Origin of the sequence: Streptomyces sp. R302, assembly GCF_012927245.1 — a bacterium.
Classification (GTDB): domain Bacteria; phylum Actinomycetota; class Actinomycetes; order Streptomycetales; family Streptomycetaceae; genus Streptomyces.
Genome location: NZ_JABBGE010000002.1, coordinates 757,449 through 777,377 on the forward strand (window position 1 = coordinate 757,449; position 19,929 = coordinate 777,377).

At 71.2% G+C, this 19,929-nt stretch carries 21 protein-coding genes; 12 read left to right on the forward strand and 9 right to left on the reverse strand.

Annotated features, from left to right (window positions below; translation table 11 throughout):
- Nucleotides 1-70 precede the first annotated feature (70 nt).
- Together HHL19_RS09280 and HHL19_RS09285 are read left to right on the forward strand one after the other, a co-directional pair.
- The gene (locus HHL19_RS09280) at nt 71-1,087 is read left to right on the forward strand and encodes an ATP-binding cassette domain-containing protein (RefSeq protein ID WP_169087513.1); all 1,017 of its coding nucleotides are present in this window, start codon (nt 71-73) and stop codon (nt 1,085-1,087) included.
- The gene (locus HHL19_RS09285; RefSeq protein ID WP_169087515.1) at nt 1,084-1,944 is read left to right on the forward strand and encodes an ABC transporter permease; all 861 of its coding nucleotides are present in this window, start codon (nt 1,084-1,086) and stop codon (nt 1,942-1,944) included. Before HHL19_RS09280 ends, HHL19_RS09285 begins: the two co-directional genes overlap by 4 nt.
- A 74-nt stretch (nt 1,945-2,018) precedes the next feature.
- Here HHL19_RS09285 and HHL19_RS09290 read toward each other — a convergent pair whose 3' ends face one another.
- Nucleotides 2,019-3,287, reverse strand: a complete 1,269-nt coding sequence (locus HHL19_RS09290; RefSeq protein ID WP_169087517.1) for an Ig-like domain-containing protein — start codon at nt 3,285-3,287, stop codon at nt 2,019-2,021.
- 195 nt (nt 3,288-3,482) lie between these two features.
- Nucleotides 3,483-3,866 (reverse strand): hypothetical protein, encoded by a 384-nt coding sequence (locus tag HHL19_RS09295; RefSeq protein WP_169087519.1) that lies wholly within the window; start codon nt 3,864-3,866, stop codon nt 3,483-3,485.
- Nucleotides 3,867-4,004: 138 nt separating this feature from the next.
- On the opposite strand from HHL19_RS09295, the gene HHL19_RS09300 reads away from it, so the two are divergent.
- Nucleotides 4,005-4,262 carry a hypothetical protein gene (locus tag HHL19_RS09300; protein WP_169087521.1) on the forward strand — a complete coding sequence of 86 codons (258 nt, stop codon included), beginning with the start codon at nt 4,005-4,007 and terminating at the stop codon, nt 4,260-4,262.
- 56 nt (nt 4,263-4,318) lie between these two features.
- Here HHL19_RS09300 and hutH read toward each other — a convergent pair whose 3' ends face one another.
- Complete coding sequence (gene hutH, locus HHL19_RS09305; protein WP_169087646.1) at nt 4,319-5,860, reverse strand: histidine ammonia-lyase; 1,542 nt, start codon at nt 5,858-5,860, stop codon at nt 4,319-4,321.
- 339 nt (nt 5,861-6,199) lie between these two features.
- Here hutH and HHL19_RS09310 point away from each other — a divergent pair, with 339 nt between their 5' ends.
- The 4 genes from HHL19_RS09310 to HHL19_RS09325 all read left to right on the forward strand — a co-directional run bounded on the left by HHL19_RS09310 (nt 6,200) and on the right by HHL19_RS09325 (nt 11,333).
- The gene (locus HHL19_RS09310; protein WP_169087523.1) at nt 6,200-6,631 is read left to right on the forward strand and encodes a hypothetical protein; all 432 of its coding nucleotides are present in this window, start codon (nt 6,200-6,202) and stop codon (nt 6,629-6,631) included.
- A 52-nt stretch (nt 6,632-6,683) separates the two neighbouring features.
- Nucleotides 6,684-8,825: a hypothetical protein gene (locus HHL19_RS09315; RefSeq protein WP_169087525.1), complete on the forward strand. Its 2,142-nt coding sequence runs from the start codon at nt 6,684-6,686 to the stop codon at nt 8,823-8,825.
- The gene (locus HHL19_RS09320) at nt 8,822-9,406 is read left to right on the forward strand and encodes a hypothetical protein (RefSeq protein ID WP_169087527.1); all 585 of its coding nucleotides are present in this window, start codon (nt 8,822-8,824) and stop codon (nt 9,404-9,406) included. Before HHL19_RS09315 ends, HHL19_RS09320 begins: the two co-directional genes overlap by 4 nt.
- Nucleotides 9,407-9,932: 526 nt before the next feature.
- On the forward strand, nt 9,933-11,333 hold the full coding sequence (locus HHL19_RS09325) for a hypothetical protein (protein ID WP_169087529.1): 1,401 nt from the start codon (nt 9,933-9,935) through the stop codon (nt 11,331-11,333).
- Nucleotides 11,334-11,338: 5 nt separating this feature from the next.
- Here the strand turns inward: HHL19_RS09325 and HHL19_RS38450 are convergent, their stop codons facing one another.
- The 5 genes from HHL19_RS38450 to HHL19_RS09350 form a co-directional block, all read right to left on the reverse strand.
- Nucleotides 11,339-11,443: a DUF397 domain-containing protein gene (locus HHL19_RS38450; protein WP_346768456.1), complete on the reverse strand. Its 105-nt coding sequence runs from the start codon at nt 11,441-11,443 to the stop codon at nt 11,339-11,341.
- A 191-nt stretch (nt 11,444-11,634) separates the two neighbouring features.
- A complete protein-coding gene (locus tag HHL19_RS09335; protein ID WP_169087531.1) occupies nt 11,635-12,768 on the reverse strand; it encodes a GGDEF domain-containing protein in 1,134 nt (377 codons plus the stop codon).
- An 85-nt stretch (nt 12,769-12,853) separates the two neighbouring features.
- Complete coding sequence (locus HHL19_RS09340) at nt 12,854-13,642, reverse strand: enoyl-CoA hydratase-related protein (protein WP_169087533.1); 789 nt, start codon at nt 13,640-13,642, stop codon at nt 12,854-12,856.
- 52 nt (nt 13,643-13,694) lie between these two features.
- Nucleotides 13,695-15,104, reverse strand: a complete 1,410-nt coding sequence (locus HHL19_RS09345) for an adenylate/guanylate cyclase domain-containing protein (RefSeq protein WP_169087535.1) — start codon at nt 15,102-15,104, stop codon at nt 13,695-13,697.
- 127 nt (nt 15,105-15,231) lie between these two features.
- Nucleotides 15,232-16,083: a biotin--[acetyl-CoA-carboxylase] ligase gene (locus HHL19_RS09350; protein ID WP_169087537.1), complete on the reverse strand. Its 852-nt coding sequence runs from the start codon at nt 16,081-16,083 to the stop codon at nt 15,232-15,234.
- 134 nt (nt 16,084-16,217) lie between these two features.
- Between HHL19_RS09350 and HHL19_RS09355 the strand changes: the two genes are divergently transcribed.
- The 4 genes from HHL19_RS09355 (at nt 16,218) to HHL19_RS09365 (ending at nt 18,996) form a co-directional block, all read left to right on the forward strand.
- The gene (locus HHL19_RS09355) at nt 16,218-17,822 is read left to right on the forward strand and encodes an acyl-CoA carboxylase subunit beta (protein ID WP_169087539.1); all 1,605 of its coding nucleotides are present in this window, start codon (nt 16,218-16,220) and stop codon (nt 17,820-17,822) included.
- 20 nt (nt 17,823-17,842) lie between these two features.
- Nucleotides 17,843-18,055: an acyl-CoA carboxylase subunit epsilon gene (locus HHL19_RS09360; RefSeq protein ID WP_169087541.1), complete on the forward strand. Its 213-nt coding sequence runs from the start codon at nt 17,843-17,845 to the stop codon at nt 18,053-18,055.
- A gap of 175 nt (nt 18,056-18,230) precedes the next feature.
- Nucleotides 18,231-18,359, forward strand: a complete 129-nt coding sequence (locus HHL19_RS38065) for a hypothetical protein (RefSeq protein ID WP_277349218.1) — start codon at nt 18,231-18,233, stop codon at nt 18,357-18,359.
- Between the two features lie 13 nt (nt 18,360-18,372).
- A complete protein-coding gene (locus tag HHL19_RS09365; RefSeq protein ID WP_169087543.1) occupies nt 18,373-18,996 on the forward strand; it encodes a nucleoside triphosphate pyrophosphatase in 624 nt (207 codons plus the stop codon).
- A gap of 7 nt (nt 18,997-19,003) precedes the next feature.
- Here the strand turns inward: HHL19_RS09365 and HHL19_RS09370 are convergent, their stop codons facing one another.
- Complete coding sequence (locus HHL19_RS09370; RefSeq protein WP_169087545.1) at nt 19,004-19,450, reverse strand: hypothetical protein; 447 nt, start codon at nt 19,448-19,450, stop codon at nt 19,004-19,006.
- A 364-nt stretch (nt 19,451-19,814) separates the two neighbouring features.
- On the opposite strand from HHL19_RS09370, the gene HHL19_RS09375 reads away from it, so the two are divergent.
- Nucleotides 19,815-19,929: biotin carboxylase N-terminal domain-containing protein (locus tag HHL19_RS09375; protein WP_161198291.1), on the forward strand; the 115-nt coding region annotated here is incomplete at its 3' end.

Sequence of the window (19,929 nt, forward strand, 5' to 3'; positions counted from 1 at the left end):
GGCACTCCACACTGTCCTAGGATCGACAGAAATGCCCGAAATGATCGAGCAGCGATTCGGGAGTGTGGACATGCCAGGCGCGATCCACGCCGAGGGACTGGTGAAGACCTTCGGCGACGTCACCGCACTGGACGGGGTGGACCTCGACGTGCCCGAGGGCACCGTCCTCGGCCTTCTCGGCCCCAACGGCGCGGGGAAGACGACCACCGTACGGGTCCTGACGACCCTGCTCCGCCCCGACAGCGGCACCGCCACGGTCGCCGGTGTCGACGTCCTGAAGCACCCCAACGAGGTCCGCCGCTCCATCGGCCTCTCCGGCCAGTTCGCCGCCGTCGACGAGTACCTCACCGGCCGCGAGAACCTCCAGATGGTCGGCCGGCTCTACCAGATGAAGGCGAAGCCCGCGAAGGAGCGGGCCGGCGAGCTCCTGGAACGCTTCCACCTCGCCGACGCCGCCGACCGCCCCGCCAAGACGTACTCCGGCGGCATGCGCCGCCGCCTCGACCTCGCCGCCGCCCTGGTCGTCGCCCCGCCGGTGATGTTCATGGACGAGCCGACCACCGGCCTCGACCCCCGCAACCGGCAGGCCCTGTGGGACGTCATCAAGGAGCTCGTCTCCGGCGGCACCACCCTCCTCCTCACCACCCAGTACCTGGAGGAGGCCGACCACCTCGCCCACGACATCGCCGTCGTCGACCACGGCAGGGTCATCGCCCGCGGCACCTCCGACCACCTCAAGGCCCGCACCGGCGGCGAGCGCGTCGAGGTCGTCGTCCACGAACGCGAGGCCATCACCTCCGCCCGCACCGCCCTCGCCCGCTACGGCCCCGGCGAACGCGGCCTCGACGACGTCTCCGTCGAGGAGCACACCCGCAGGCTCACCGTCCCCGTCACCGGCGGCGCCAAGCTGCTCGCCGAGGTGATCCGCGACCTCGACGCCCTCGGCGTGGAGATCGACGACATCGGCCTGCGCCGCCCCACCCTCGACGACGTCTTCATCTCCCTCACCGGCCACGCCGCCGAGCTGGCCGCGGAGGACGAGAACGGCAAGGACCCCCGGCTCCAGCGGAAGGAGCCGGCCGCGTGACCAGCCTCACCGACACCGCCCCGCACGTCCCCGCCCCCAAGGGCGGCATCGCGCAGTCCCTCTCCGACTCCCTGGTCATCACCAAGCGGAACCTGATCCGCATGTCCAGGATTCCGGAGATGATCCTCTTCGGCCTGATCCAGCCGGTCATGTTCGTCATCCTGTTCACGTACGTCTTCGGCGGCTCGATGCAGATCGGGAACAGCACCGATCCGGACGTCTACAAGAACTTCCTGATGGCCGGCATCTTCGCCCAGACGGTCACCTTCGCCACCGCCGGAGCGGGCGCCGGCATCGCCGACGACATGCACAAGGGCCTCATCGACCGCTTCCGCTCCCTGCCGATGGCGCGCGGCGCGGTCCTCACCGGCCGCACGATGGCCGACCTCGTCCAGACCGCCCTGACCCTGCTGGTCCTCGCGGTCGTCGCCCTGATCATCGGCTGGCGGCCCGGCTACGCGGCGCCGACCGACTTCGGGAAGATCATGCTGGGCTTCGCCCTGCTGCTCCTCCTCGGCTACGCCTTCACCTGGATCGGCGCCCTCATCGGCCTCTCCGTCCGCACCCCGGAGGCGGCCACCTCCGGCGGCCTGATCTGGCTCTTCCCCGTCACGTTCATCTCGAACGCCTTCGTCGACTCCAGCAAGCTCCCCGGCTGGCTCCAGCCGGTCGCGGAGTGGAACCCGTTCAGCGCCACCGTCCAGGCCTGCCGCAAACTCTTCGGCGACCCCGGCCTCTCCCCCTCCGACGCCTGGCCGATGCAGTACCCGGTCTGGGCCTCGCTCATCTACTCGGTCCTCATCGTCGCCGTCTTCCGCACCCTCTCGGTCCGCAAGTACCGGCGCGCGGAGGGCTGACGGGACAGCGGAAAGGCCCCCTCCCGAGCGGAGGGGGCCTTTCCGTGCGAAACGCGTGCGGGGTGCGGGGTGGGTCAGAGGGCCGAGCCGGACTTCCAGGAGGACCAGTTCATGTTCCAGCCGTTGAGGCCGTTGTCCGGGGCGATCGTCTTGTCCTTGGAGTTCTTGACGATGACGACGTCGCCGGTGATCGACTGGTCGTAGAACCAGGCGGCCATCTGGTTGGGGTCGCCGGCGCCCTTGACGTCGGCGAGGCCGACGCAGCCGTGGCTGGTGTTCACGGAGCCGAAGATGGAGCGGGAGCCCCAGTAGTTGCCGTGGATGAAGGTGCCGGAGGTGGACAGGCGCATGGCGTGCGGCACGTCCTTGATGTCGTACTCGCCCTTGCCGTCGGAGTCGGTGAAGCCGACGGTGGCGCCGTTCATCCGGGTCTCCTTGAACTTCTCGGAGATCACCATCTGGCCGTTGTAGGTGGTGTTCTCCGGGGAGCCGGCGGAGATCGGGATGGTCCGGATCACCTTGCCGTCGCGCACGACGGTCATCGTCTTCTTCTCGACGTCGACGGTGGAGACCTGGCTGCGGCCGACCTTGAAGGTGACCGTCTTCTGCTGGACGCCGAAGACGCCCTTCGCGCCCTCGACGCCGTCCAGGTCCAGCTTGAGGGTGACCGTCGAGCCGGCCTTCCAGTAGTCGTCCGGGCGGAAGTCGAGCCGGGTCGAGTTGAACCAGTGGCCGACGACCTCCTGGCCGGAGCTGGAGGAGACCTTGATGCCGCTCTGGACGGCCTTCTTGTCGGTGATCGCCTTGTTGAAGTTGATCGAGACCGGCATGCCCACGCCGACGGTCGAGCCGTCCTCGGGGGTGAAGTTGCCGATGAAGCTGTTCTCCTTCGACACGGTGGTGAAGGAGGAGTTCTCGTGCGCCTCCAGGCCCTCCGCGTCGACGGCGGTCGCGGCGATCTTGTAGACCGTGGCGCGCTCCAGCTGGCCGGTCGGCTTCCAGGAGAGGCCGTCGGCCGCTATCTCGCCCTTGACGGCGGTGCCCTCGGTGGAGGTCATGGTGACCTCGGTGAGCTTGCCCTCGGTGACGGCGACCTTGGCCGCGTTGTTGATGGAGGCGTTCTGCGAGCCGTTCTCCGGCGAGATGGTGATCTGCGCCTTGGACGTCTTCTGCTCGGCGGCCTCGTCGACCTGGGCCTGTGACGTGGCGGTGGCCGAGCCGGACGCGGCCGTGCCGGCCTCGTCGTCGTTGCAGGCCGAGAGCACGAGTACGCCGCTGAGCACCGCCGCCGCCGCGGCCAGGCTCCTGCGGCGCTTGCCGACCGTCATCACACGCTTCTCCATCGTCGCCGATTCCCTGTCAATCCATCAGAACACCCATAAGACCCCCTCCGGTTCCGGAAGCGGGGGGTTTGTGGGGAAGACCACTGAACACCACTGAACTACACGCGCACGGGGGTCTTCCGGTTCCCCGTTCGCCGCACACCGGCGCGAAAAGGCCCCGGGACGCCGTCCCGGGGCCCGCCCTCTGCGCGTCGGCTACGGCCGGTCGTCGTCCTCCCCGTCCTCAGCACCCTCATCATCCTCGTCGAGCTCCCACTCCATCGCGTCGGGGTCGTACTCGATCTCCTCGCTGCTCCAGGCGGCCTGGACGAGCTCGACGCCCGGCAGGTCGCGGACCAGGTCGAAGGGCTCCACGAGGTAGGCGAGGGCCTCGGAGGGGTCCTCCCGGACGGCGGCCCTGGCGTGCTCCCGCTCCTCGGCCGGCATGAACTCGTCGGCGTCGATCCGGCCCTCGGCGGCGGCGGTCAGCTCGGCGGGGCCGTCGATCTCCAGGACGATGTCGACCCGGAGGCGGACGTGGCGGGTGACGGTCTCGGCCGCGGTCCCGGCGGCGGTGGCGGGGGTTTCGGGGGTGCTCATGGCTGGGAGCGTAGGGTCTGCCCGGCCTCGGCTTTCCCGCGACCCGCTGGGTTCACTAGCATCGGCGCACCGCGGGCTTCCCGCGGCGCTTTCCGTGGGGCTTTCCGTGAGGCTTTCCGTGAGGAGAACGAGATCCGCGTGTCCGCCGCCCGACGCCCGCTGCTGACCGCCACCGCGGCGGGGACCCTGCTGTGCGCCCTGTGGTTCGTCCCCTCGGCCAACGCCTCCGACGCGGCGCCCGGGGCACCCGGCGGGAGCACCGGGGCCGCGACCGGCCGGCTCGCCGACACCGGCGGCCCGGACACCACTGCGTACCTGCTCGGCGGGACCGGTTTCCTCGGGGTCGGCGCCGGGTTCGTGGCGCTGGCGATGCGGCGGCACGGCCGCGCGTCCTAGAACGCGCGGGAGGCCGCCCCCGGGCGGGGACGGCCTCCCATGGGCGCGGGCCGCGGTCAGGCCAGCGGGCCGGTGACCGGCTCCACCGCGGCGACCAGGCGGCCCTCGCGTACGAAGGCGTCGGCGGCGGCCAGGTCGGGGGCGAGGAAGCGGTCCGGGCCGGGGCCCTCGACGCCGGCGGCGCGCAGGGCGTCGATGGCGGCCTGCGAGGCGGGCGCCGGGGTGAGACCCGCGCGCAGCTCGATGCCGCGGGTGGCGGCGTACAGCTCGACGGCGATGATCCGGGCGAGGTTGCCGACGGCGGTGCGCAGCTTGCGGGCGGCGGACCAGCCCATGGAGACGTGGTCCTCCTGCATCGCCGAGGACGGGATGGAGTCGGCGGAGGCGGGGACGGCGAGCCGCTTCATCTCGCTGACCAGGGCGGCCTGCGTGTACTGGGCGATCATGAGGCCCGAGTCGACGCCGGCGTCGTCGGCGAGGAAGGGCGGCAGGCCGTGGCTGCGGTTCTTGTCGAGGAGCCGGTCGGTGCGGCGCTCGGCGATGGAGCCGAGGTCGGCGGCGGCGATGGCGAGGAAGTCGAGGACGTACGCGACGGGGGCGCCGTGGAAGTTGCCGTTGGAGCGGACCTCGCCGTTGCCCAGGACGACCGGGTTGTCGACGGCGGCGGCGAGCTCGCGCTCGGCGACGAGGAGGGCGTGGGCCATGGTGTCGCGGCCGGCGCCGGCGACCTGCGGGGCGCAGCGGATCGAGTAGGCGTCCTGGACGCGGGGGGCTTCGCCGGCCTGGAAGTGGCCGGTGAGGCCGGAGCCCTTGAGGACGGCCAGCATGTTGGCGGCGGAGGCGGCCTGGCCGGGGTGGGGGCGGATGGCGTGCAGCTCGGGTTCGAGGACCTTCTCGGTGCCGAGGAGGGCTTCGAGGGAGAGGGCGGCGGTGACGTCGGCCGACTTGTAGAGGGTGTCCAGGTCGGCGAGGGCCATGATCAGCATGCCGAGCATGCCGTCGGTGCCGTTGAGGAGGGCGAGCCCCTCCTTCTCCCTGAGGACGACGGGCGCGATACCGGCCGCGGCGAGCAGCTCACCGGCGGGCTTCACGACCCCGTCCGGCCCCTCCGCGTCCCCCTCCCCCATGAGCGCGAGGGCGCAGTGGGAGAGCGGGGCGAGGTCGCCGGAGCAGCCGAGGGAGCCGTACTCGTGGACGACCGGGGTGATGCCGGCGTTGAGGACGTCGGCCATGGTCTGCGCGACCTCGGGGCGGACGCCGGTGTGGCCGGAGGCGACGGTCTTGAGCCGCAGGAACATCAGGGCGCGGACGACCTCGCGCTCGACGCGCGGCCCCATGCCGGCGGCGTGCGAGCGGACGATGTTGCGCTGGAGCTGGGTGCGCAGCTCGTGGTCGATGTGCCGGGTGGCGAGGGCGCCGAAGCCGGTGGAGACGCCGTAGACGGGCTCGGGCTTGGCGGCGAGCGCGTCGACGACGGCGCGGGCGGCGGCGAGCGCCTCGACGGCCCCCTCCGACAGCTCGACACGGGCGCCGTGACGGGCGACGGCGATGACGTCCTGCGGGGTCGTGCCGGACGTGCCGAGAACGACTGTCTGCATATCCATATTCAGCACCCTACGGATTGAAGAGCGACCTGTCACTAGGTGACTTCGTCACCATCCCTCGCTGGCACGACCCCTTACGCGCCTCGCGACGGACGGAGCGGTTCCAGTCTGACGCGCGGGGGCGCGGGGGCGGCGGAGCGGCGCTCCGGGGGCGACGGTTCCCGTGTGCGGGACCTGACGGATTGGGCGGGCCGTCATGGCACCCACGTGGCGCGGTGCACAGGCTGGGACTTTGGCGCGTTCCGTACTGGCAGGCGAGCTCCACACCCCGGATAGGTTGATACCGGGGCAATCAACGCGTACAGCGAACGCGGCACGTACGGGGGGGCAGGGATGACCTGGGATGAGTGGGAGCGGATCAAGGCGGAGGTGGCGGCCCGGGGCGACGGCGCGGGCCGCATGGAGCTGAACGGGACGGGCGGAGCCGCCGCCTCGGCCGATCTGAAGACCAGCGCGCAGGGGAAACGGGCGGCGGTCAAGGCCCTGGAGGGCGTACTCCTCCCCGGCGTCGACCGGGCCGGAGGCCACGCCGATCCGCAGACGGACGCGGCTGAGGCGGCGTTCACGGGTTGGGCGACGGGGAGCGGCTTGAAGGACGCGCACGACGCATGGGCGTCACAGGTGAAGGGCCTCAAGGCTCGCCTCGAACGCGACCGGTCGGCGCTGAGCAGGACGAAGCGGGAGTTCCAGCAGATCGACCTCGACGTCCGAAGCACGCTCGCGCGGATCGACCCACCGGAGCGGGAACCGCGCCGGAACGTCTGACCTGGACCTGGACCTGACACCGGTCACGGTGGCGAACCTCAAGGAAGCGGGCATGCTCACCTATCAGGACGTCCTCAGCATTCGTCTGACCCCACTGACCACGGCGGCCGGCTCGTGGGACCGGATGGCCGACGGCTTCGAAGACCTCGGCGAGGTGTACGGGAACACCGTCCAGACCGTCGCCACGGGCGGCGAATGGGCGGGCGCGAGCGCCGACGCCGCCGGAACGAGCTTCGCGTCGACGCGCGAGCAGTTCGACGCCGCCGCGACCGAGGCCCGGGCCGTCGCGGCCATCCTGCGTGACATCCACGGGCAGTTCACCGAACGGATCGCGGCGGTGCGGAAACTGGTCGGCTCGGCGAAGGAAGCCGGCCTGCACATCGACGCACAAGGCCGGGCGCACCTCGACCCGAGCAGGGTCGGGAACAAGGAGGACGGCGGCCTCACCGACGCGCCCACCCGCGCCGCCCACGAGGCGAGCTGGACCGCCGCCGTCGCCGCCGCCGTCCAGGCGGTGGACGACGCCGACCAGGGAGCCAAGCTGGCGCTCCGGGACGCCGCCGGCGTCAAGGGCTTCTTCGAGCAGATGCTCGACAACGCCCGCGGTGTCGGACACGGCTTCAACGCCGACGCGGTCGGTGACATCGAACTGGTCGAGGCGCGCGAGGCGAAGCGGTACGCGGACCGGATCCTGGCCGGCGAGAAGCCCGCCGACCCGGAGGAGTGGGCGCGACTGATGCGGGACAACGCCGGCGACGAGGGGTTCAGCCGGATGGTTCTCAGCCACCTGGGCCCCGAGGGCACCATCAGGCTCACCAACCAGATCAACACCCTCGCGTACGACTCCGACCCGGGGAACAGGCAGCACTACCTCGGCGGCGAGCGAGGGCTGGCGAACGCCCTCGCCACGGCCACGCGGGACCCGGGGTCCCCGCTGTACAAGGAGTTCCGCGACGGCTTGAAGGATGCCGGGATGAAGCGGTACGAGTGGCAGGGCGAGAAGGTCCGCGGCTACCAGTCCCTCGTCACCCTCATGCAGCACGGCGAGGGCTACTCGGACCGCTTCCTCCACGACCTCGGCGACGACCTGATCGCCGCCGAGCGCGGCGACAGAGGGAACGACAACTGGGACCTGCCCCGGCAGTTCACCGCGCCACGGGACGAGTGGTTCGCGAACGACCCCCTCGACGGCCTGCTCGGGATCATGAGCAAGGACCCGGATACGGCGGCGAAGTTCCTCGACCCCGAGTCCGAAAGCGGCGACCGGCTGGAGTACCTGACGCGGCAGCGGGACTGGGACGTCGTCGACGACAACCGATACATGGACATTCCATACAACCCCGACGGCATCCTGAACGACCCCCTCAGCAGCGCTGACACAGAGGACGCGCAGACCCGTGCCGGCTTCGGCGCGGCACTCATCGCCGCCACGACCGGCATCGACCCGAACGACTCGGGCGGCGGCTACGTCCAGCACTCCGACGCGAACAACCGCGTCTTCGAGGGCGCCCTGAAGCACCTCTCCGCCGAGGGCGACGACTTCCCGCCGAGCCTGCGCACACCCATGGCCGTGGCCATGGGCAACTACGGGGACGAGGTCCACCAAGCGACAAGCGCCCACAGCAATGGAGAAAGTCCATTGAACCGGGCTCAGGTGCTGGAGGCAGCGAAGCAGATCTCCCGCGATCAGTTCGCCTATGGAACGCTTCAGGACGCCATCAACCGGGAGATCGTCCACGACATCAACACCGGCCAAGGCGGTGCCGAGGAGACCTGGCGAAGGGCCGGTAACACGATCGGATTCCTTGAGGAAGCGCGCTACCAAGGACTGAAGGGCGACGCCGACGATGCGAAGAGCCAGGCCACGTGGGATGCCAAATGGGAGTACCACACCTGGGGTGGCGTGGCGAACTTCATCCCGCACGCGGGCGACGCTGCACAGCGCGGCGTGGACATGATTACCGCAAAGTGGCTGGAGGAGGAGATCGACCGAATCGACAATGGACTCGCCCGCAAGAACGTTGTGACAAACGAAGACAGGGAAGGTCGCCTTGTCGCACTCGCTCACCACTGGCGCGAGGTCAACCCCGAGGCGATCAAGGGGGATTCCGAGTACACGACGATCGACAAGATCAACAGTGCCGCCAATGACGGCAACTCGGCAGCACGCCGCCTGGCAGGAAACGGATCATGAGGCGCAGCTACATCTACATGGCCGCAGCCGGAGCGCTCACAGCGCTCCTATCGGGCTGCGCGGACGAGAATCCGGACTGGAACTACAGCATTCCGCAACGAATCTGTGGCATTGAAACAGGCGAGTCGACGGTCAAGCCTTTGCTCCCCAAGGGCGATAGCCTCGAAGAGAAGATCCGCGCCGCAGTCGGGGAAGAGCAGGATGCCAGTGAGCGATGCCTCCTCTATGTGGACAGGGAACAGCATGGAAATGGCAGAAACCTGTCGATCTACAAGGATCGAGAGATTGAGAAGATTGACGCACACCAAGAAGCCGAGCACCTTCTGAAATTCACGAACATCCAGCGAGTTGAGCTGGGCGAACACGTAACCAGTGCCGCGATCGGAGACGAAGGGGCGCTGGTGGTCATGGCCTGCACCCCGAAGACCTCGAAGGGCGAACCGTACAAGTACCTGGTCACGCAGGTGCGTTTCGGGAAGGATGCCGACAAGCCCGAGAACCTTCCCGTGAGACATCAACAGCTTAAGGAGTTTCTGCGCGCCTACATTCCTGCGACGTTCGTGGATCGATGCCGGAATTGACAGCACGGCGCGCGACCCGGCAGGCAAGCAATCATGAAACGTAGATGAACTCCGTTCGACGGGACTGTCACCATCGCGGGAGTGGGAGATGAAGGCGCCGCCCGTACACACACCTCATGCTGAGGATCAAGTCCGTCGACCTGGCGGGCGACTCGGACGACACCGGCCCGTCCGCCGCAGCCTGGTGCAGGTGAGAGCGCTCCGGCGCCAGGGGGCCGCTCTGCCGGAAGCAGCTCTCCGCGACATGCCTTGAGGTGTCAGCACGGCACTCTACGGTGTTGCGGCGCGATCCTCGATGCTCGGGAAATACACCCACTTGGTCCTGGAGATTCGCACCGAAGATTGGGCCAGGAACCGTGAGAACAGCGGGGAGTGGCGGGCGAATACCGAACGGTTCCTGCGCGCCTACCTGGCGGCGCTTACCGAGGCCTGGTGTCGGAGTGGGGCTGTACGGTCATAACCACGTTGACGGCGTGGAGAGTTGGACGAGGGAGCTGGGGGCGGAGTCGTGAGGGCCGAGCGTCGCGTGGGGAAGGGTGCCGCCGGAGTGGTCGCGGTCGGGCTGCTGCTGGCGGGGTGCGGTGGCGGCGGGGGTGACGGAGACGGCGGGCAGAAGCCCGAGGGGCGGGAGCGGACGGCCACGGCGAGCGCCGCGCCCCGGGAGGAGCGGAGGCCCCGGGTGGCGGTGCCCGCCGCCTTCGACGGCGCCAAGGGCTGGGCCGTGGAGTCCTCGGAGGGGCTCAGCAGTCCCGTGTACGCGCCGCACGCCAAGGAGGTCCTCTTCCTCAAGAACGCCCGGGACGGAAAGTCCACGCAGGTGGTGGCGCGGGACCTGCGGACCGGTGACGTGCGGTGGACCGGTGCGCCGGTGGCGTTGCCGGTGTCGGGGCGGCGCGGCACGGTGGACGGCGAGGTGTCCTTGCTCGTGACCGCGAAGGGCGAGACCGACTACGCGGTGGTGAGGTTCACGGGCGAGAAGGGCGGCGACGGTGCGTCCAAGCCCAGAGCGACGACCCGGCTCACGGTCTTCCCGGCAGGCGGTTCGGGCAGCGTGGAGGCGAGCCGCACGTTCGAGTTCCCGTACAAGAGGGAGACGTTCGCCGCCCAGGACAGCGAGGGCGTCGTCCACAACTTCACCCGGTTGGGGTCGAGGAACGCGCAGCCGCTGGCGGTGGATGTCGTCACGGGCGAGCAGACCACGTACACGCGACGGCAGCTCGCGGCGCCGTCGGGCGTCAGACGCTGCACCGAACGGCGGATCATCGGGCAGAGCGACTGCGACGAGAGGGCCGGGATCTTCGGCGTCTCGCCCCGGGGACCGCTGGCGAGCGCGTTCGGCTCCTCCTTCTGGCTCGGCGGCGGCAGCTGGCACAGCGGCACCAGCGAGCCGCCCGACATCGAGCACACGGCCGCCTCCTCACTGGTGCAGCCCTACTACCTCGGTGGCGTGATCATCGCGGACTGGTCCGCCGGCAGGAACGGAGCGGTCCGGCGCTACGAGGTCCGCGACCCCGGCACCGGCAAGGTGCGGGTCGCGGTGCGCTGCGAGGGGAAGCGCATCGACCTGGACGTCGGGCCGCCCGTGCCCACCCTGTCCGGCGGCCGCTACGTCCACGCGGGCCCCGTCGTGCTGGACCTGCGCGAGAACAAGGGCTACTGCTTCGAGGACACCGAGGACCGCAAGAGGGTCACGTTCACGTCCGTCGACGCCGGGCGCGGCATCGCCTACGGAACGGTCCCTGCCGACCGCTCGGGCCGCCCCGCGCTCCCGGTCGAGGTCGACCTCGCCGCCGACAAGGTCACCCCGCTCGGCCCGGACGTCGAACCCCCCGCCTGGATCGCCGAGGGCGTCGCCGCGTACGTGCCCAAGTACGGCAAGCGCACGTGGACCAGCGGCTTCACGGCGGGCTTCTACCCGTCGAAGTAGGCCGCTCAGACCGTGTGCGTCCGCGCGAAGGCGGTGAACGCGGTCCAGGCGGTGGGCGTGGCGGTCACTTCGCCCCGGGCGTGGTCCTTGGTGTCGCGGACGCGGACCACGTCGGGGGGCGTTGTCGGCGACCTCGGCGCAGTTGTCGCTGTCGGCGCCGCCGTACGTGCTCTTGTGCCGGTTCAGCGAGGTCTCGCGGAGATGCGGGAGTGCGAGGGACGCCGCGACCAAGCGCGACTGCTCCGGCCCATCGGGGACGAGGTCCTCTGCCCCCGGTGCACCGCCTGACAGTCACCCCCCGTCACCGCTCCGGAGGCAGCTCCACCGTCGGTGCGTCGCGGAAGCGGCGGCGGTCGCGGGCGCCGGGCGGGGCGTCGGCGAGGCGGATGACGGTGCCGTCGCGGCCGGCCACGACCGGCTTCGTGGAGCGGGCGGCCTTGGCCTGGTACTGGGCCGCGTCGGCGAGGCGGAAGAGGCGGCGGGCGGACTTCAGGGGGCCGATGGGGTCGCCGGTGGAGGCGACCCCGATGGCGACGCCCTCACCCAGCTCCAGTTCCGCCGCCCGTACGCACAGCTCCTCCGCCACCGCCACGACCTCGTCCGCGGTCGGGCCGACGGCCAGCAGGCAGAACTCGTCGCCGCCGAGGCGGGCGGCGAGGGCGCCGCGGAGCCGGGCGCCGCAGCGGGAGAGGACCGAACCGAAGCGTTCGAGGAGGCGGTCGCCGACGGCGTGGCCGTGGGTGTCGTTGACGCGCTTGAGGCCGTTGAGGTCGCAGACGACGAGGCTGACGACGGAGCCGTCGGACCGGTAGCGCTCGATGGCCTCGTCGAGGCGGGCGTCGACCGCCCGGCGGTTGGCGAGGCCGGTGAGGGGGTCGGTGAAGGCGAGCTTGCGGACCTCCTCCAGGCGCTCGGCCTGGGCGATGCCGGCCGCGACGACCGCCGCGAGGACGTTGGCGAAGTCCGCGTCCGCACTGGTGAAAGGTTTCGCCCCCAGCTGTCTGGCCACGTACAGCTCGCCCCAGGCCCGGCCGTGCAGCACGATCGGGGCGACCACGCAGGCGCCCCGGCCGCGCCGCCGCAGCCCCTCGACCCGCCCGGTGACCCGCGCGGCGGCGGCCGTCTCGATCCAGGCGCGCGGACCGGCGCCGACCGCCCACCGCTCGTGCAGGAACTCGGTGATCTCGGGGAACTGGTGCACCGGATACGTCTCCGCGTCCGGGAACTCCTCCTCGCCGGAGGCCCGCTCCCCCGCGTTCACCAGGACCCGCAGCCGCCCGTGGTCCCGCTCCCAGACCGAGAGGGCGCCGAAGCTCCCGTCCAGTCCGGCGCACGCCCCGAGCGCCGCGGCCCGCCAGAACTCGCGCGGGGTGGTCGCCGCCGCCATGCCCTGCGCCAGCGCCACCACGGCCCGTAGCCGCACATCCTCTCCCATTCCTCCAGCTTAGGGAGGTTTGACCCGTTTCCCCTTCCGAAACGTCACAGAAAGTGACATCTAGTACGAGATTGGATCAATCTCGTCACTCGCCGGGCCACTCCGGCTTCCGCTTCTCGTTGAAGGCCGCCACGCCCTCGGCGCGGTCGCCCGAGAAGGCCACCGAGCGCCAGGCGCCGTCCTCGACCTCAAGGCCGGCCCGGAGGTCCAGACCCTGGCCGAGCCGCATCGCCTTCTTCGCGGCGCGCAGCCCGACCGGCGAGTTCGCGGCGATCCGCCCCGCGAGCTCCAGGGCGGCCGTCCGGGCGTCCTCCGCGAGCACGTCCACCAGGCCGAGCTCCGCCGCCTCGGCGGCCTCCACCCGGCGGGCCGTGAAGACCAGCTCGGCGGCGCGCGCGGCGCCCACCCGGCGCGGCAGCAGCTGCGTACCGCCACCGCCGGGGATGACGCCGACGGAGACCTCGGGGAGGCCGACGACGGTGGTGGCGTCGGCGACGATGACGTCGCAGGAGAGCGCCAGCTCGTACCCGCCGCCGAGGGCGAAGCCGTGCACGGCCGCCACGGTCGGCATGGGCAGCTCCAGGACGCCGGTGTACGCCGCGCGGGCGGTGGGCCGCTGGCGGACCAGCTCGGCGTCGGTGAAGGAGTTCCGCTCCTTCAGGTCGGCGCCGACGCAGAAGGCCCGGTCGTTCGAGGAGGTCAGGACGGTGACCCGGACCTCCGGGTCGGCGGCGAGCGCCGCGCAGGCCTCGCCGATGGAGCGGGCCATCGCGGAGGAGACCGCGTTCATCGCCTTGGGCCGGTCGAGGACGAACTCGGCGACGTGCCCCTCCTTGCGGACCAGCACGAACTCACCAAAACGCTGCTCGGACATCTCCTGCGCCCTCCCGGTTAACGACGGTTCACATGGTTCACCGGGAGGGATCTTAGGTCGGACGGCGGTTCAGGAGCCAGGGCTCCACGACGCCGAGGCCGCGCACGGACCGCTGCCACATCGGCTGGAGCGCGAAGCGGTACGTCTCCGGGGCCCGGCCCTCCTTCTCGGCGCGGGCGGCCTCCTCCGCCGCCTCGGCCTCGGAGACGGGCACCTCGCCGGTGCGGGTCAGCTCCTCGGCGAAGGCGCTGTCGACCAGGACGGCGTCCTTCGGCGCTATCGAGGTGAGCCGGCTGGCGAGGTTCACGGTGGTGCCGAAGACGTCGCCCATCCGGGTCGTCACGGTGCCGAAGGCGATGCCGACGCGCAGCGCGGGCATGGTCTCGTCCTGGCTGAGGGTCTCGATCAGCCGGAGCGCGATCTCGGCGGCGATGCCGGCGTCGTCCGCCGCGTACAGCACCTCGTCGCCGAGGGTCTTGATGAGCCGGCCGCCGTGCGCGGCGACCAGGTCGGCGCAGGTGGTCTCGAAGGCCTCGACGAGCTCGCCGAGCTCCTCCTCCTCCAGGCGGCGGGTGAGGCGGGTGAAGCCGACGAGGTCGGCGAAGCCGACGGCGAGCCGCCGGTCCACCATCTCCTCGTCGTCGGCGGCCTGGGCGACGCGCCCGGTGGCGGCGGCGAGCTGCCGCCGCCACACGTAGATCAGGAACTCCTCCAGTTCCGGCAGGAGCAGCTCGACCAGCGGGTACGTGACCTCGGCGCGGGTCATGCCGGGCTCGGGCGGCTCGGTGAGCCCCTCCAGGAAGGAGTCGATCTGCCATTCGGCCAGCCGGGCGGTGGTCTGGCCGGTGGAGCGGGCCACCTGCACCGCCATCGGCTCGCTGAGCAGCCCCGCCTCGACGAGACCGGCGAGCCGCCGCAGGGCGAGCACGTCGGCCTCGGTCAGCGCCTTGGCCTGCCCGATGTCGGCGAAGCCCATGGCCCGCCAGAAGCGGGAGGCCAGCTCCATGGAGACGCCGGCGGTGCGGGCGGCCTGGAAGGGGGTGTAGCGGCGGTCGGCGCCGAGGATGAGCTGTTCGAGGCGGATGGCGAGCGGGTCGTCGGTCGGCTCGACGGTGTGGTCGACGGCGTGGTGCGGGGTGGGGTACGCCGAGCCCTCGGCGCCACCGGAGGCACCACCGGAGGCGTCGCCCGAGACGCCGCCTGAGACGCCGCCAGAGGCGTCGCCCGAGACGCCGCCGGAGGCGTCGGCCGCCCGGCCGGACGGGGCGGCACCGGACGGCTCGCCGGGACCGGACGGCTGGTGCGACCCGTCCGGTGCGCCCGAGCCGTCCGACCGGCCGGAAACGGGCCGGCCGGAACCGTCCGGTCGGCCTGGCCCGTCCGGCTCGCGTGAGCCCCGCGGCTCACGCGGCGCGTGCGACTCGGAGCGGCCGTCGCCCGCGTTCGCGTCGTCGACGGTCACCGGCCGCCTCCTGCCCGTTCCCTGCCGCTGCCGCTGCCGCTTCCCACTGTCCTGCCGATCTGTTCGCCTGGATCGCGCTCCACGATACGACAGGTGTGGGCTGGCTCACGCCTGAACGGTCCGGGGTTCAGCCCGTCGCCCGCAGGTGGACGATGTCGCCCGCGCCGACCGCCTCCGTGCCGCCGCCCTCGGTGGCGACGACCAGGCGCCCGTCGCCGTCCAGGGAGACCGCCTCGCCCTCCAGCATCCGCTCGCCCGGCAGGTCGGCGCGGATCCGCCGGCCGAGGGTGGAGCAGTGGTCCTTGTACGCCGCCAGGACCCCGGAGGCCTCGGGGTCGCCGTCGGCCCGCACCCAGGCGCCGTACCAGTCGGCGAGGGAGCGCAGGACGGCCCGCAGCAGGGTGTCGCGGTCGGTGGAGACGGCGCCGGCGAGCAGCAGCGAGCCGGCCGTGGGGACGGGCAGCTCGTCGGCGCGCAGCGAGACGTTGATGCCGAGCCCGACGACGATCCCGTCCTCGCCGGCCCGCTCGGCGAGGATCCCGCCGGCCTTCCGCTCCTCGCCGTCGACCGTGGCGAGCAGGTCGTTGGGCCACTTGAGGGAGAGGTCGACGCCCGCCGCCTTGACGAGGCCGGTGGCGGCGGCCACGCCGGTGAGCAGCGGCAGCCAGCCGAGGCGGTGCGCGGGCACGTCGGGCTTGAGGAGGACGGAGAGGAAGAGCCCGGAGCGCGCGGGGGCGCTCCAGCTGCGGTCGAGCCGGCCCCGGCCGGAGGTCTGCTCCTCGGCGACGAGCACGGCCCCGTCGGGCAGTTCGCCCGCCCGCGCGGCCAGATCGGAGTTGGTCGACCCGGTGCTCGCGACCACGTCGAGCGAGCTCCACAGCCCGTCCGGAAGGAGGAGGGCCCGGCGCAGGACGGAGGGGTTGAGCGGGGGCCGGTCGAGGTCGGACCAGCGACCGCCGGAGGCGTGGGAGGACGTCATGCAAGCCAGAGTAGGTGTGGCAAAGACCGCAGTGCCGAACCGTATCGCCGTCGATACCCTACGGATCAGTAGGCCTTCAGTAGCCCATTCGCAGTCAACGAACCCCCCGTGACCAGGCAGGGAGCCGCATCCCGATGTCCGAGCCGGCAGAGCAGTACGAGACCGACATTCACACGACCGCGGGCAAGATCGCGGACCTCAGGCGCCGTATCGACGAGGCCACGCACGCCGGTTCGGAACGGGCGGTCGAGAAGCAGCACGCGAAGGGGAAGCTGACCGCGCGCGAGCGGATCGCCCTGCTGCTCGACGAGGGCTCCTTCGTGGAGCTGGACGAGCTGGCCCGGCACCGGTCGACCAACTTCGGCCTGGAGAAGAACCGGCCGTACGGCGACGGCGTCGTCACCGGCTACGGCACCGTGGACGGGCGTCCGGTGGCCGTGTTCTCGCAGGACTTCACGGTCTTCGGCGGGGCGCTCGGCGAGACGTACGGCCAGAAGATCATCAAGGTGATGGACTTCGCGCTGAAGACCGGCTGCCCGGTCGTCGGCATCAACGACTCCGGCGGCGCCCGCATCCAGGAGGGCGTGAGCGCGCTCGGGATGTACGGCGAGATCTTCCGCCGCAACACCCACGCCTCCGGGGTGATCCCGCAGATCTCCCTGGTCGTGGGCCCCTGCGCGGGCGGCGCGGTGTACTCCCCCGCGATCACCGACTTCACGGTGATGGTGGACCAGACCTCGCACATGTTCATCACGGGTCCGGACGTCATCAAGACGGTGACCGGCGAGGACGTGGGCTTCGAGGAGCTGGGCGGCGCCCGGACGCACAACGCGACCTCGGGCGTGGCGCACCACATGGCGGGGGACGAGAAGGACGCCGTCGAGTACGTGAAGCAGCTGCTGTCGTACCTGCCGTCGAACAACCTCTCGGAGGCGCCGGCCTTCCCGGAGACGGCGGAGACCGAGGTGTCGGGCGAGGACCTGGAGCTCGACACGCTGATCCCGGACTCGGCGAACCAGCCGTACGACATGCACAAGGTCATCGAGCACGTCGTGGACGACGGCGAGTTCCTGGAGACGCAGGCGCTCTTCGCGCCGAACATCCTGACCGGCTTCGGCCGGGTGGAGGGCTTCCCGGTCGGCATCGTCGCCAACCAGCCGATGCAGTTCGCCGGCTGCCTGGACATCGACGCCTCCGAGAAGGCCGCGCGGTTCGTGCGGACCTGCGACGCCTTCAACATCCCGGTCCTCACCTTCGTGGACGTGCCGGGCTTCCTGCCGGGCGTGGACCAGGAGTACGGCGGCATCATCCGGCGCGGCGCGAAGCTGATCTACGCGTACGCCGAGGCGACCGTCCCGCTGATCACGGTCATCACCCGGAAGGCCTTCGGCGGCGCGTACGACGTCATGGGCTCCAAGCACCTGGGCGCCGACCTGAACCTCGCGTGGCCGACGGCGCAGATCGCGGTCATGGGCGCGCAGGGCGCCGTCAACATCCTGCACCGCCGCACGATCGCCGAGGCGGAGGCCGACGGCGAGGACGTCGAGGCGGTGCGGGCGCGGCTGATCCAGGAGTACGAGGACACCCTGCTCAACCCGTACATCGCGGCCGAGCGCGGTTACATCGACGGGGTGATCCTGCCCTCCGAGACCCGGCCGCAGATCGTCAAGGGTCTGCGTCAGCTGCGGACGAAGCGGGAATCCCTGCCCCCGAAGAAGCACGGCAACATCCCGCTCTAGCCCACGGGAGGGACAGCACGATGATCAAGGTCGTACGAGGCAACCCGACGCCCGAGGAGCTGGCCGCCGCACTGGCGGTGGTCCAGGCCCGGGCCGCGGCCACGGCGGCGGCTGCCGCCTCGGGTCTCGGCCCGGCGGTACCGGAGGGCTGGTCGGACCCGTCACGCATCGCCCGCTCGACCCGGCCCCGGCCGGGCCCGCGGGCCTGGGCCCGGTCCTACTGGCCGGTCTGAGGAACATGAAGTGAGCGGTACGGCGTGAGGCCGAGGCCGGGCCCCTTGTGCGGGGGGTCCGGCCTCCGGCGTACGCGCTCCGCCGCCGCCCCCTGGGCCGTCCCGCGACCGTCCCCGGGGCCGGTTGAGTATCCGTACTCAGGCGTTCCGGGCCGCCCGGCAGCAGGATCGGGGCATGCTGTGGTCCGACCCGGAGAACAAGACGCCGAAGTTCCTGCGCGAGGCACAGGCCATGATGCGCAGGTCCGGTGTGATCCTGGCGCTTGCCATGGTCGTCCTGATGCTCGTCGTGGGCGGGCGCTGAGTACGCTGCCCCCATGACTGCTGATCACCCGGGCGGCACGCCCCGCCGGCTCGTCCTCGCCTCCGCCTCCCCCGCCCGGCTCGGTCTGCTCCGCCAGGCCGGTCTCGCGCCCGAGGTGATCGTCAGCGGGGTGGACGAGTCCAAGGTCCACGCCCCCACCCCGGCCGAGCTGGCCCTGGCGCTCGCGGAGGCCAAGGCGGCGCACGTGGCGGCCCGCCCGGAGGCGAGCGGCGCGCTGGTGATCGGCTGCGACTCCGTGCTCGAATTCGACGGCCGGGCGCTGGGCAAGCCCGCCGACGCCACCGAGGCCACCGCCCGCTGGAAGGAGATGCGCGGCCGGGTCGGCATCCTCCAGACGGGTCACTGCGTGTACGACACGCGGGCCAAGCGGTACGAGTCGGCGACGGCCTCGACGGTGGTGCGGTTCGGCGAGCCGACGGACGCGGAGGTCGCGGCGTACGTGGCGAGCGGCGAACCGCTGCACGTGGCGGGCGCGTTCACGCTGGACGGCCGCTCGGCGCCGTTCATCGACGGCATCGACGGCGATCCCGGCAATGTGATCGGCCTGTCGCTGCCGCTGCTGCGCCGGCTCCTCGCCAAGCTGGACGTGGGGATCACCGAGCTCTGGAGCGCCTGAGCCTCCGTCAGGCCTCCGCCGGCTCCGGGGCCTTGGACGGTTCCGGGGCCGCGCTCTCCTTCCCGTACATGACCAGGGTGAGCACGACGAGCCCGACGACGGTCATGAGGAAGGCGAAGGCGCCCCAGCCGATCAGGCCGACGGCGACCGCGCCGAGGACCCCGTGGACGACCGCGCAGCCGATGAGCAGACCCCGGCCGAAGCGGCCGGGGCGGCGGTCGCGGACCCCCGCGACCAGGGCGACGAGGGAGCAGAGCGCGAGGGCGGCGCCGGAGCCGATGCCGAGGGCCCAGGTGCCGGTGACCATGTGGTCGGGGTCGAGTCCGTCGAGGGACATCGACTGGGCCTCCACGAAACGGGCCATGATCGCGTTGAGGCCGACGATGGCCGGCGCCTCCACCAGGAGCACGGCGGCCGTGACGAGTGCGATCGGTCTGCGGGCCACCTCGGCCACCCCCTGGATTCGCCTGTTACCGACAGTACGGTCGACAGCGCGAAGGCTACTGGCCAGTAAAGGTCCGGACAAGAGTGTGCGCAGCATGGCCGAAGGCCGACGTTCCGGCAAAGAATCATTGCGCCATTCGTAGGGACTCCACAAAGAAACCCGAATGGCGACTGGCTCCATGAACAGAGACCTGCGCCACACCTCGGAGCTACTGTGCCGTAAAGGAACCCTGCGTACCGTGGTGCGACAAGGGATTTCACGACCCGAGGAAACCTCGAGCCGCCCTCTATGTGGGCAAGCTCACCACGGGACACGGGTCGAGGGGCCGTGTCGGTAGTCCCTAAACTCAGCTTGTTTCAAGGAGGGAGCCATCGTGCGCAAGGTGCTCATCGCCAACCGTGGCGAAATCGCTGTTCGTGTCGCCCGTGCCTGCCGGGATGCCGGGATCGCGAGCGTAGCCGTCTACGCCGATCCGGACCGGGACGCTC

Bases quoted from the DNA above. Each gene is read 5' to 3' on its own strand.
- HHL19_RS09280 (WP_169087513.1), top strand. From the start codon at position 71: ATGCCAGGCGCGATCCACGCCGAGGGACTGGTGAAGACCTTCGGCGAC.
- HHL19_RS09290 (WP_169087517.1), bottom strand. From the start codon at position 3,287: ATGGAGAAGCGTGTGATGACGGTCGGCAAGCGCCGCAGGAGCCTGGCC.
- HHL19_RS09295 (WP_169087519.1), bottom strand. From the start codon at position 3,866: ATGAGCACCCCCGAAACCCCCGCCACCGCCGCCGGGACCGCGGCCGAG.
- hutH (WP_169087646.1), bottom strand. From the start codon at position 5,860: ATGCAGACAGTCGTTCTCGGCACGTCCGGCACGACCCCGCAGGACGTC.
- HHL19_RS09310 (WP_169087523.1), top strand. From the start codon at position 6,200: ATGACCTGGGATGAGTGGGAGCGGATCAAGGCGGAGGTGGCGGCCCGG.
- HHL19_RS09315 (WP_169087525.1), top strand. From the start codon at position 6,684: ATGCTCACCTATCAGGACGTCCTCAGCATTCGTCTGACCCCACTGACC.
- HHL19_RS09320 (WP_169087527.1), top strand. From the start codon at position 8,822: ATGAGGCGCAGCTACATCTACATGGCCGCAGCCGGAGCGCTCACAGCG.
- HHL19_RS09335 (WP_169087531.1), bottom strand. From the start codon at position 12,768: ATGGGAGAGGATGTGCGGCTACGGGCCGTGGTGGCGCTGGCGCAGGGC.
- HHL19_RS09340 (WP_169087533.1), bottom strand. From the start codon at position 13,642: ATGTCCGAGCAGCGTTTTGGTGAGTTCGTGCTGGTCCGCAAGGAGGGG.
- HHL19_RS09350 (WP_169087537.1), bottom strand. From the start codon at position 16,083: ATGACGTCCTCCCACGCCTCCGGCGGTCGCTGGTCCGACCTCGACCGG.
- HHL19_RS09355 (WP_169087539.1), top strand. From the start codon at position 16,218: ATGTCCGAGCCGGCAGAGCAGTACGAGACCGACATTCACACGACCGCG.
- HHL19_RS09360 (WP_169087541.1), top strand. From the start codon at position 17,843: ATGATCAAGGTCGTACGAGGCAACCCGACGCCCGAGGAGCTGGCCGCC.
- HHL19_RS38065 (WP_277349218.1), top strand. From the start codon at position 18,231: ATGCTGTGGTCCGACCCGGAGAACAAGACGCCGAAGTTCCTGCGCGAG.
- HHL19_RS09365 (WP_169087543.1), top strand. From the start codon at position 18,373: ATGACTGCTGATCACCCGGGCGGCACGCCCCGCCGGCTCGTCCTCGCC.